A 12,204-nucleotide genomic window follows, 5' to 3' on the forward strand; every position below is an offset into this window, starting at 1 on the left:
CTATTTATGGAAATGTTTCACCAAACTAGTAGACAAACCGAAAGCTTTTGAGATCAAACTACCTTCCTCACCGTCCCCTAAAAAAGAAGATACACCGCATGAACTCCGGTTACCCTATCCACCGGACAGGTTACCGCGGCAATCCTTCTGACCGCAGCCGCTTCAGATCTTCCATCAGCCCGAAGAGCTTGCCTTGCGGAGTGCCGTAAGCATCCTGCAGCGCGCGATAGTGCCCGTACAATCGGTCGTAAGCTGCCTTCGTCCGTTCGGTCGGCTTGTAGCTATGCTCCTGGAGTCTGCCCATCGCCTGAATCGCCTCGCGAAGGCTGCCATATCCCCCCGCAGCCGCTCCGGCAGCCGCTGCCCCGCAGATGGCTGCACCCAGCGCTACCGGCTGGCTGGACTTGGCAATCTTGATCTCCATTCCGAGCACGTCTGCAAAAATCTGCATCAGCAGCCGGTTTTTCTGCGGAAGACCACCACAGGCATACAAGGCTTCGATATGGACGCCGCCTACACGAAAGCGGTCGACAATGCTTCGGGTTCCGAACGCCGCTGCTTCCAGCAGCGCGCGGTACATTTCCGCTTGCGTTGTGCCGAGCGTTAACCCGACCATCAGGCCGGACAGCCCGGCGTTCATGATCGGGGCACGGCCGCCGTTCCACCAATCGATGGCCAATAGGCCCGATTCTCCAGCCTGCAGCTTGGCGGCTTGTTTTTCCAGCCATTCATGCACACTGCAGCCCGCCTTCTCGGCTTCACTCTTCGTATCGGCGGATACACAAGCGTTCACGAACCAGGCGAACATATCCCCTACGGCAGGCTGTCCTGCCTCATAACCGAAGAGCCCCGGTACGATTCCGTCCTCGACCACACCGCTTACGCCATCTATATGCCGCTCCTCCCCGCTCAGCACCATATGGCAAAGCGAGGTCCCCATCGCCAGCACCATGCTGCCCGGTTCGGTAACTCCGCACCCAAGCACCGCCGCATGGGCGTCGATAATGGCCGTAGCCACCGGCGTTCCGGGAAGCAATCCGAGCTGCTCCGCCTGCTCCTGCCGCAGCGTGCCGGCTCGAACGCCTGCCGGCTGCACCGCACCCGCCAGCTTGGAGGAGTACAACCCCTCCAGCTTCGGATGCAGCTCCTTCAAGAAATCATCGGACACGTATCCTTCCGTTTTATGCCACATTCCTTTATAACCTGCGCAGCAGCTATTACGGGTCAGCTCACCGCATAGCTGCCAGACAACCCAATCGGCTGCTTCTACGAAACGGTCCGCCGCCTCGAACACCGCCGGTGACAGCTCGGCCGTTTCCAGCACCTTCGGCAGCAGCCACTCGGAGGATATGCTGCCGCCATAGCGCGATAGGAAGCTCTCGTCTCTTGTCCGCGCCAGCTCAGTAAGCCGCTTCGCCTGCGGTTCCGCCGCGTGGTGCTTCCAAAGCTTCACCCAAGCATGCGGATCCTCCCGGAATTCCTCAAGGAAGCAAAGAGGCATTCCATGCTCATTCACGGGGAGCACCGTGCAAGCTGTAAAGTCAACGCCTATGCCGATGACCTGCTCCGGCTGAATCCCCGCCTGCTGCATGACGGCCGGAATGGACCGACGGAGTACTTCAAGGTAATCAGCCGGGTGCTGAAGCGCCCAATCCTGCGGCAGCCGGTTCGGCGAGCCGGGCAGCGCTGCATCGATCACTCCATGAGGGTAAGGCGTCACGTGAACGGCGAGTTCCTCGCCATGGAGCACATCCACCAGAATCGCCCGACCGCTTTCGGTCCCGAAATCTACGCCAACGACATAATTCCGCTTTTTCATCCAGTTGGCCTCCTACTTGTACAAGGGGCCGAACTGGGTACACGCTCGGAAATCCGCCGATTCCAAATCTGCTGTGCCGAAAGCTGACCATGCGCTGGGACGGAAGATCCGCTCCTCCGCCACATTATGCATACTGACAGGGATTCGGAGCATGGAGGCCAAGGTAATCAATTGGGATCCGATATGCCCGTAGCTCACCGCGCAATGATTGGAGCCCCAGGCACTCATGACAGAGTACACGTCCCTGAATACGCCTTTCCCCGTAAGCTCGGGTACGAACCAGGTCGTCGGCCAAGTCGAATTCGTCCGCTCATCCAACACGTCATGTATCTCCTGAGGAATGTCAACGGTGTAGCCTTCGGCTAATTGCAGTACCGGACCCAGACCTTGGATTAGATTGAGCCTTGCCATCGTTACAGGCATGCCCCCAGCCGTCTGATAATCCGTCGAGAAGCCGCCGCCTCGGAAGAAATCAACCGCAGGACACCATGCTGTCGCTTCCAGACAAGCCTTGACTTCTTGCTCCGTGATTTCCCAGAACGGCTTCATCGCCGCTTTGCCATCCTTCCTTTGGCGGCCCGTTCCGTCAAGCGCGGCGGGTCCCGAGTTGATCAGATGGATCATCCCGTGCCGTGCTAAGCCGGTAAGCTCATGACCCGTTACGCGCTTCACCGCGTCCGGACTCCAATACGTTCTCACATCCGCGAAAATTTGAGCCGCATCCGTCAGAAGATGCCCGAAGAGCATTGTAACTGCGTTCAAGGTATCATTTTCCGTAGACAGGATGTACGCTTCCCGAATGCCGTTCCAGTCAAAGGAGGAGGTCAGAATCGCTTCCATAAAATCACCGTTAGGATAATAGTCCGTCCACATGCGCTGACCTTGGAAGCCCGCAGCAATTGCATTACGTCCAAGCGCTTCCTCGCCGTAGCCCATTTTTGCCAGCTTCGGATTGCCCACCATGAGATCACGGGCAATCAGCGTCATCCGCACGACCGTCTCCCAATCCGCTTTCTTCTGTTCCTCCGTCCGCTTCAGATGGGCGGGATTCACATCCTTGCCTTCACGGCAATGCTCCTTTGTCCATTGCAGCGCACGCTTATACTCTTCCTGGTCATAAATGCCAAGCTCCATACGCCGCACAAACTCCGTCATATCTACATACTCGTTACGCATGCCCAGATACTGCTGGAAGAAGCCTTCATCCGCTATGCAGCCTGCGATGCCCATCGATACCGAGCCAAGCGACAGGTACGATTTTCCCCTCATTGTCGCTACGGCAATGCCTGCCTTGGCAAAGCTCAGCAGCTTTTCCCGCACATCGGCCGGAATAGTGCCGTCGCCCATGTCCTGCACATCCCGGCCATAAATGCTGAATACCGGCAAGCCCTTCTGGTTATGAGCGGAATTGGCAGCCGCCAAATACACGGCCCCGGGGCGCTCCGTCCCGTTAAAGCCCCAGATTGCCTTCGGCATGTCTCTGTGCGTATCGATGGTCTCCAGAGGGTAACACCAGGAAGGGGTGACTGTTATCGATACGCCGACGCCCTCCTTTTCGAACTTCGATGCCGCCTGCGCCGCTTCGGCCACGCCGCCGATACATGTATCCGCTATCACGCATTCCACCGGCAATCCGTTGGAGTGGCGCAATTGGCTTCCGAGCAGCTCGGCAACCGCCTTGGCCATGTTCATGGTGACATCCTCCAGGGACTCCCGGATCCCGCCCCGGCGTCCGTCGATGGCCGGACGGATTCCAATCTTCGGCATTGCCCCTACAAGTCGATTTCCTGCTACACTGTGATTCATCTTATGATACCCTCCCTTTATGTGTTAACGTTTACACACTGTTTATGAAAAGCGTCAAGAGAATCGCTTCTCAAAACGCGGTGTAAATATTCGTTTCTCCCGTTCCCGGCTTTTCTGTTCTATCCGCTTCAGTGTCAGCTCCGCCACAGCCTCACCAATCCGGTCAGGGCTCTGGTAGATCACGGACAGACGTTGGCTGAACAAGTCCGCCGCGGGCACTTCCCCGAAGGAAACGACTTCGACCGAATCCAGCGCTATGCATCTTTGCCTCAAGCCCTGGTAAAAGCCGAAGGTCATCTCATTGTTCGCCGAGAACACAGCAGCGGGCGGCTTATTCTGACTCATGAAAAAGTCGCTGGCCCTGATGCCGGAAGCTCTCGTATAATCTCCGTTGAACACCAGGATTGAGGCCAGATCAAGCTCCCTGCGCCGTAACGCCTTCTGCACACCTTCCAGCCTTTCCCTCGCTGTACTAATACCGGTCGGGCCCAGTAACAGTCCAATATCCGCGCCGTATTTCTCAAGCAAATAATCCGTTGCCTCCTCGGCGGCAGCCGCATTATCCTCAACGACAAGATCCGTATTCACGCCGTCCACGATGCGGTCCAGCAGCACCACATAGGTGCCGGCCCCGACCAGATGCTGCAGAATGTCCGCATTTTTCCCTGTTCCGGCAATAATCAGCGCTTCAATCCGCATCCCTTGGAGCAGTTGAATCGCCTCCAGCTCCTTCGCCGCATCCTCGCCGGAATCCATATAAATCAGATGATAGCCTTTCTCCAGCAGATGCTGCTGCACGCGTCTTGCGACCGTCATAAAATAAGAGTTCGTCATATCCGGCAAAATAATGCCGACGGTTCTTGTACGCTCCTGCTTTAAACTCCTTGCGAGCACATTCGGCTGATAGTTCATGCTCTTCATAACTTCCTCGACATGCAGCCGTACCTCCTGGCTGACATATCCACTGTTGTTCAGTACACGAGATACGGTCGCCGTCGATACCCCTGCGGCCCGTGCCACGTCTTTAATTGTAATCGAGCTCACTGCAGTACGCCTCTATCCTGGATTTCATAGTATAACGTTTACACATTCAATTTAGCATATCATGACAGCCTTTACAATCCTGATTTTTTATTGAAAAAAAGAAAGGGACGCCATCACAGCTCTGTTAGGCGTCCCATTTACTCGTTACTGCGGTAAGTTGTCTATCAGCTATTGTCCTTGCCTGTATCACACTGGGCCAGTGTGAATTCCAGAATCTTGCGCAAGTGCTTATCTCCGGTGGAATGACCCCGGAACGGGTAGATGTGCAGCTGCTTCTCCGAGGTAATCCGGTTGTAGGCCGCGAATACGGTTTCCGGCATACATACGGTATCCTTCAAGCTGACTGAGACGAGGATCGGGATCCGAATCCGGTGGGCCAGGTTCATGTTATCGAAGTAGCTGAGCGTCTTCGTCACAGCCTCCCACTTGTCGGGGAAACGGGACACATAATCGGCTGCTTCGGTAAGGGAGCCCGTCGAGTTAAAGATCCCCCAATCCATATGACACATATTCGGGATGTCCGCAATGGCAAAAGCAAGCTTGTCGCTAAGCGCGCTCATCAGCATGGCCAGCCCTCCTCCCTGGCTGCCCCCGGCCACGCCGATTCGGGCGGTATCCACCTCCGGCTGCTCGGCAACCCAGTCAATGGCCCGCAAGCAGTCGACGGATATTGCCTTGTAGTAACAAGTGTCTTTATCATCAATACCCTTGGTGATCCAGCCCTTGGCCATACCGGTCTCTTGCGGCAGCAGGTCTCCCGTGCCTCCCGCTTGACCGCGGATATCAATGGCAAAGACGGCGATACCCGCCAGCAGCCAAGGGGCATAATGCTCCGGCAGCAGACTGCTTCCGGTGTAGCCGTGAAGCTGAATAACGCAGGGAAAGCGCTCCTCGTTCCATAACGACGGCACGAGGAAGCTGCCGTTGACCGGCGTATCTGCGTAGCCTTGATACGTTACCTGATACGCCTGGACTCCGCGCATAGGGGTGGAGATGAGCTGCCGCTTGGCGGGCACAGTGACTTGGCCTGCCTGCTCCAGCGTGCGATTCCAGAAGGAATCGAGATCCTCCGGAGCGGTAAGCTCCGGAGTATACTGATATAAATCTTTCACTTTTCGGTCTAGAAAACCCATGTGGAAGGAAACCCTTTCTTAACCTATTTTTTCCCGGAGGACGAATGCGGAACGGTGACAATAGCAGAAGCAGTGGTGTGATTTCCTGCTTCATCCGATGCGAGGTAGGTTACCGTATACATTCTACCTGGACCCTTGCCACTCCTTTCCGCACGAAGCAAAAATTCCAAATCAGCCGTGCCTGCTTCCGCTCCTTGAATATCGCCCGCCGTATCGCCATCACCGAGACCTTCATCCGGCTCATTGCTGACGACCGAAAGAAGAGTTACCTTCACATCGCTTGTGAACCGGTCTTGTGCATAGGTAGAGGCTGTTACGGAAACCATCCGATGATTAGCCGGGAACAGCACCGATTCGGACAGCGTTACCTGCAGCGTCGGGGCCGTTTTGTCAATACGTACGAGTTTGGTATGCACGGTTTCTTGATTGCCTGCCTTGTCAACGCTCCAGTAGCGAAGCGTATGGATGCCCTCCTCGGTCAGCTTCACGGCCGTTCCCGCGACAGGCTGACCGTCATTCACCGTGTAATAGGTAGCCGCCACACCGGATTCCTCATCCGTTGCCTGCAGCTGTACCGTTACATCCGAAGCCGACCAGCTCTCCGGCGCATTGTCCGTAGTTACTGGAGCCTTCCGGTCGGGGGACGGCAGCACCGTTACCGGATACGTGCCTTGAACCGCGCCATAAGAAGCACTAAGGATCGCCGATCCCGGACGCAGTGCCGTTACGACGCCGCCGGGGTCAACGGATAACGTCTCAGGCTGGCTGCTGATCCATACCACATTATGGACCAAGCCACTGAAGCCATTGTCATAAACAGCCTTCGCCACCGACGTACGCACTTCGCCGGCCTTCAATTCACCGCTGAGTCCCTCTATTGCGATTCCTACGACAGGTGCCGGACCTTGAACACTAGGTCCAAGCGTCATGCTTCCCGTGCGGGAAACAAGACCGAAATAACCGGGGCCCTTCAGTGCCTTAGCGGTCGTATCCAGGAAGTTAAAGACCTCGTTGCCGTCCACCTTCATAATTAGACGAACGCCGCCCGCTTCCTCGAAGGAGCCCAGCTGGACCCTGTGCTCCTCACCCAGCGGAAGCATCGTGTTCGGAACGGCATCGCCGCCGATGCTGGTATGTCCGGCGATATTGCCGTAGATGACCGTCCGCGCGCCTTCATTAAACCGCTGCAGCTCCAGAGCGCCGGAGCTGATGGTTACCAGATAAGAGCTGCCGTTGCTGTATCCCTTCTCCTTATCCTGATTGCCGAACATCAGGGCGTACCAGCTGCCGGTTCCATTGATCTTAAGGTTAAAATCAAGCAACTCGTTCCGATACGTTCTGCCTTGGTAGATCGCATGACCGCCGGGTGTGCCCACGGTGATCTGCCCCCCGGTCGCTTGCTTGGTGCCGTTGCCGGTAGAGCTAACATACCAGTTGTCCGCATCGTCAAACTCATAACGCATAGCGTAACCGGAAGAGCTCTCGTGATTCCATACTTTGAGGAGTACATGGCTTACGGTTCTGTTGCCAAGGAAATCGGCCTCCATGGTAAGCACCGTCGAGCCCGCTTGATGCGCTGTCAGTATACCCCCCTCCGCCACGGAAGCAATCGACGGCTCACTGGACCGATAAGTAATCGAGTCTAATCCGATCTTGTTCCCGAAGGCGGTGCTCCCGTACCCGGAGAGCGACACGGAAGTGCCCTCCTCTACGTAGACTACCTTCCCTACCTGATCGTCCAAGCGTATTTCAGCAAGCGTATCGCCGACAAATACATCCGCTTCCACCGTCCTCAGCAGGGATCCGTTCACAATATGCGCCCGTACCTTGGTGCTGCCGACAGAAACACCCTTCACGGCACCCTGCTCATCCACTACAGCAATTGACGGATTGGCCGTGGAGTAATAGATACGGCTTTGCTCCTGCGTTACCGTCTGATCCTTGCCGTTCTTGGAGAACAGCTTCATGGCGGCGCTTCCGCCGACGGCGATGTTCACCGCCTCGGACGACCAGCGGCTTACCTTGCCCTCCGCCAGGAAGCGATACTCCGGCTGCAATCCCGCATTGTCAATAATGGCTCGCGCCTCACCCGGCCAGTTCGCGTCCGGATACGAATGCGTATTTTCGAAGGTCACATTGACACCGGAATTCGTATAAGCCTCGCCGGTCGTATAGTTATTATAAAAGTCCAAATCATGGATCGTTTGTGTCCATACCAGCGCCCAGCGCTTAGGCGAATGCCATGGCGGCGACTCCTTCAGATCAATGACGTTATTCTCGTAACGCCAGTAAGCTGAGGCTTCATCGGCGTACAAGGCACCGTTGGCATCCATCTGGTTGCGGATATAGTTGCCCGACACCAGGTTCTTATTCTCCGGTGTCGCACCGGTTACCCCCAGGCTGTAGATCGCTCCGCCGTCACGAAGTCCCATACCCATCAGGTCATAAATCAGGTTATTTTGAATTTTGACATTGCGGGTGATCGGATCGAATGCCTTAGCCCATCCGTAGCCGATATGCGTTCCGCTGTAGGGAATGTTGTAAATCTCATTATGGCTGATGTCCATATCCTCGGGATAGCCGGCGGAGATGGCCGCGGCGGACTTATAGTCCACTCCGATATCATGGATCAGATTATTCACAATATCGTTGTTCTTCATCACTTTACGGTGATCGGCCGGATTGAATACCTCGCGATCATTCGAATTCGGTGAGCCTACATTGATCGCGCCTCCGGAAATATCATAGAACTCATTCCCGCGGACAAGGCTGTTCTGCACGCCGTTATCCATGCGAAGCGCCGTAATCCCCAGCTTGGCAAAATGATTTCGTTCGAAGTTCACGGAATTCGCCAGCTGAATCATAATCGCCGCGTCCGCCAGCTCATCCGGAGTACCCGGGTAACGAAGGTAGTTATTCTGGGCATCGGCATGGCCCAGGCTTGTGCTCGGACGCATCCAGGTCGTGTACATGAAATGCAGCCCTTCGAATTGCACGTTGCGGACCGGCTGATCGGCGGAAATCCCTTGTATCGTGATCAGCTTCTCAAGTACAGGAGCAATGACAGCAGCATTAGATAGCTGCTCCCATGCACGCGGCTTGTAGTACAGCATCCCCTCGGCGGAATCCAAATACCATTCTCCCGCTTGGTCCAGCAATTCATAAGCATTCTCGTAATGAACAGGAACCGTGGCGGACGTCATCCCTTTATTGGCGACGGCGGTCCAGCCGGGCTCCTCCATTGTGATGACGGCTTTGCCGTCCGCAGCCGAGATCGAAGCGACGCCCGCCCGCGGATTCGTCCAAATCTCGTTAAATACGAACTCCAAATCGGCAGGGTTCCGCCATCCGGCCAAAAACGTATCGTCGGAGGTATAACCGTTGGCCGTCTTGACCGGGTTGGTCAATCCCCCTTCGCTTCGCGCCCGTATGGCGCGAACCCCGTCTACAAAGAGCTGTCTTGTCTGGAAGCCCGGCCCCACAGCCGCCTTGTAGATCCCTTTAGCCGGATCATGCTCTACCCATCCGGTTACAGCGCGTCCTCCACTGATCACCGCTTGCTCGCCCGGATAGCTGCGGTAGGTGACAAAGTGCCCGTTCTTCCCGGAATCGTTCGGATCGAATTGAAGCGTATCCTGCAGCGTGTACGTTCCCTCGCGCAGATTGACGACAATATCGCCGGTCATTGCGGCATTCAGCCCACGTACCGCCGTTTTGGCTCTGGAGATCGTACGGAACGGTGCTTCGATCGTTCCCGGATTTGTATCCTGGCCGTTTAGCGATACATAAAGCTGATGCTGAATGCTGCGCGCTGTGACGGTGACGGTCGTCTCCCCGCGGACCGAACCGTCCGCGCTTAGTGCATACACCTTAGTCGTGCCGGCACCGACACCCGTCAATTCGCCGTATTGATCTACGGCTGCCACCTGCGGATCATAGGTTCCCCATGTCAGCTTTTTGTTCGTACTGTTGTCCGGAGCCACGGTCGCCTGAAGGAACACGCGGGACCCTGCCGGAACACTGGAGGTCACCGGAGCAAGAGAGATACCGGTTACCGGAACCTCGTAGACCGTCACGGTGGTGCTGACCGGCGGAAGATCCTCGACCGGCACAGCCGTGATGACAGCGGTTCCCGGTTTGATACCGGTAACCACACCGCTCGAGTTAACGGTCGCTACAGCCGGGTTATCCGAGGTCCATGCGGCCGTTTGGTTCGTCGCATCAACGGGATTATAAACAAGCGTCAACGGCAGACTGGCTCCTGCAGCCACCGAGTAGCCCGCTTCCTGGAACGAGGCGCCAAGAGCAGGCTTATACGAATAAGCATGGAGCTCATCAAAGTAGACGCGGCCAATGCTGTCCTTATAGATACCGAGATAGAAGGACGTCAGCGCTTCTCCCTCCGCCATCGGTTCTTGCGCCAGCTTAAGCTCGCCGTTAATGTACAGATCGAAGGTGTCGGTCTCGGCATTCAAAGCAAGCTTCACATCATACCATACTCCGCCGCTGTAGGGCGTAATGTTGGTCCAGGCCGAAGCGCCCTTCTTCATATAGGCAAAATGCCCGTTGTTGAAGGCGAATTTGGCCAATACCACCGTTCCGCTCTTAGGCGACGGCAGATAGATGACGGCGTCTCCTTGCTCCGGCCGCACCTGATACGTGAGAACGCTCTTGGCCGTTGCAGACGTAGCCAGCTTACGCTCGATTTGGTACGTGGATACGGACTTCGCGTTCTTCTGCATATGCAGCAGCCGGCCCGGGTGTCCCTGAAGCTCCTCGACGACCGCCTTGGCGACGTAAGGATTCGGTGCCGGTTCGACCGCAGCCGGCGGATTGCCGGACCAACCCGTGGGCCTCTGGCCAAGTGTAGCCGTATCGAAGGTGTCGGCCAACAGATCGCCTCCTGCCGAGGCGAAGACGGAAGACGCCGCGAAAGGCATCAGCGAGCCTAGCATTAACGTAAAAACCAAGAAAACGCATACAAACCTTGACTTGGTAAACAATGAATACATGATTTCACCCCTTTCAATTTGTGCCCAGCATAAGGCTCGAAATCCGGCAAATTCAATATCCAATTTTCCTGTATATCGCTTATTCCGCGATGGAATCGTCAAATTCCAGCCGGATGACCATTACGGTTCCGGTCATTTCATTAACGGGCACCCGTTTGATGCGAAGATACGGCTTCTCCTTCCAGTACCAAGGCAGAAGCTCCACACTCGTCTCCAGCTCCTGCCCGTTGTTCAGCAGCACCGCTCGTTTCGGCTGCCGGTCCAGCGGCCTTAGTACGATACAGTCACCCTGCAAATCTTTATATGCATGCACGTAAAGATGATTGCCCTTTCGGGTAAGCAGTACATGATCCCGGGCTACGACACTATGTACCTCATCGGAGCCGATAATTTCGTCTCTTCCCCCCATATAGGAGGCCGGCTGGGCATCCGTGAAAGCCTCCTTCACCGACCGGTACCAGGAGCCCAGCGCACGCAGCGTCTCCACATGAGCCGGATCGAGCGTACCGTCCGCCCGCGGGCCGACATTCAGCAAATAGTTGCCGCCCATTGCAAAAATTTTGTCCATGCTCTGCATCAGAAACTTGTGGCTGTAATAGTCCTCCCCCTCGCGATATCCCCAGCTCTCACGACCCAGTGACTGGCAGGCCTCCGTCGGCGTACGAAAGATGCCTCCCTCCGGGACATGCCGCTCCGGTGTGCTGTAATCGCCCTCGCCGGGACCCCGATTGTTGATGAGAATGCCCGGCTGCAGCGAACGGATCAGCTCATTGATCGCGGGATTGTGATACTCGGCCACATTGACATCCCAGAACCATTGATAGATCGGACCGTAACCCGTCAGCAGCTCCCGAATCTGCTCCGCAACATATTCATAGTACCGTTCCAGATTTGGCTCGTCCCCCGGCCGCGGACCGAACATCTCATGATGCCTGCCAAGGTTCGGATAATTCGGATGATGCCAATCCGGGCAGGAATAATACAAGCTTAACGGCATGCCTCTCTTGCGGCACGCTTCCGCAAGCATTGCCAGCGTATCCTTCCCGTAGGGTGTATTCATGACGTTGTAATCGGTCTGCTTCGTATCCCACATACAGAAGCCGTCATGATGCTTTGTCGTGAAGCAGATGTACTGCATTCCGGCCTCTTGCGCCGCATCCAGCCATTCCTCCGGGTCAAACCGCTGCGGATCGAACTGATGAATCAGCTGCTCGTATTCCGCGCGTGTCGTCCGGCCGCGCCAGAGCAATTGTTCGTGCCATGCGGGGATGGCATAAAGTCCCCAGTGGATAAACATCCCGAACCGGAGGTCGAAGAACCGGTCGCGGGCATCGTGAAATCGGCGAATCATAGTGTACTCTCCCTTCGTTAGTAAGCGGAAAGCGCCCCG

The 12,204-nt window shown here is 56.0% G+C and carries 6 protein-coding genes; all 6 read right to left on the reverse strand.

Annotated features, from left to right (window positions below):
* Positions 1-130: 130 nt before the first annotated feature.
* The 6 genes from RAC89_RS27245 to RAC89_RS27270 all read right to left on the reverse strand — a co-directional run bounded on the left by RAC89_RS27245 (position 131) and on the right by RAC89_RS27270 (position 12,165).
* On the reverse strand, positions 131-1,819 hold the full coding sequence (locus RAC89_RS27245; protein WP_306616864.1) for a ribulokinase: 1,689 nt from the start codon (positions 1,817-1,819) through the stop codon (positions 131-133).
* Positions 1,820-1,831: 12 nt separating this feature from the next.
* The gene (locus tag RAC89_RS27250; protein ID WP_306616865.1) at positions 1,832-3,625 is read right to left on the reverse strand and encodes an L-fucose isomerase; all 1,794 of its coding nucleotides are present in this window, start codon (positions 3,623-3,625) and stop codon (positions 1,832-1,834) included.
* A gap of 54 nt (positions 3,626-3,679) precedes the next feature.
* The gene (locus tag RAC89_RS27255) at positions 3,680-4,669 is read right to left on the reverse strand and encodes a LacI family DNA-binding transcriptional regulator (protein ID WP_306616866.1); all 990 of its coding nucleotides are present in this window, start codon (positions 4,667-4,669) and stop codon (positions 3,680-3,682) included.
* 164 nt (positions 4,670-4,833) lie between these two features.
* Positions 4,834-5,802, reverse strand: a complete 969-nt coding sequence (locus RAC89_RS27260; protein WP_306616867.1) for an acetylxylan esterase — start codon at positions 5,800-5,802, stop codon at positions 4,834-4,836.
* 23 nt (positions 5,803-5,825) lie between these two features.
* On the reverse strand, positions 5,826-10,814 hold the full coding sequence (locus RAC89_RS27265; RefSeq protein ID WP_306616868.1) for an Ig-like domain-containing protein: 4,989 nt from the start codon (positions 10,812-10,814) through the stop codon (positions 5,826-5,828).
* 79 nt (positions 10,815-10,893) lie between these two features.
* On the reverse strand, positions 10,894-12,165 hold the full coding sequence (locus RAC89_RS27270; protein ID WP_306616869.1) for an alpha-L-fucosidase: 1,272 nt from the start codon (positions 12,163-12,165) through the stop codon (positions 10,894-10,896).
* Positions 12,166-12,204: the final 39 nt, after the last annotated feature.

This window comes from Paenibacillus sp. GD4 (genome assembly GCF_030846225.1).
Lineage (GTDB): Bacteria > Bacillota > Bacilli > Paenibacillales > NBRC-103111 > Paenibacillus_G > Paenibacillus_G silviterrae.

Bases quoted from the DNA above. Each gene is read 5' to 3' on its own strand.
- RAC89_RS27245 (WP_306616864.1), bottom strand. From the start codon at position 1,819: ATGAAAAAGCGGAATTATGTCGTTGGCGTAGATTTCGGGACCGAAAGC.
- RAC89_RS27250 (WP_306616865.1), bottom strand. From the start codon at position 3,625: ATGAATCACAGTGTAGCAGGAAATCGACTTGTAGGGGCAATGCCGAAG.
- RAC89_RS27260 (WP_306616867.1), bottom strand. From the start codon at position 5,802: ATGGGTTTTCTAGACCGAAAAGTGAAAGATTTATATCAGTATACTCCG.
- RAC89_RS27265 (WP_306616868.1), bottom strand. From the start codon at position 10,814: ATGTATTCATTGTTTACCAAGTCAAGGTTTGTATGCGTTTTCTTGGTT.
- RAC89_RS27270 (WP_306616869.1), bottom strand. From the start codon at position 12,165: ATGATTCGCCGATTTCACGATGCCCGCGACCGGTTCTTCGACCTCCGG.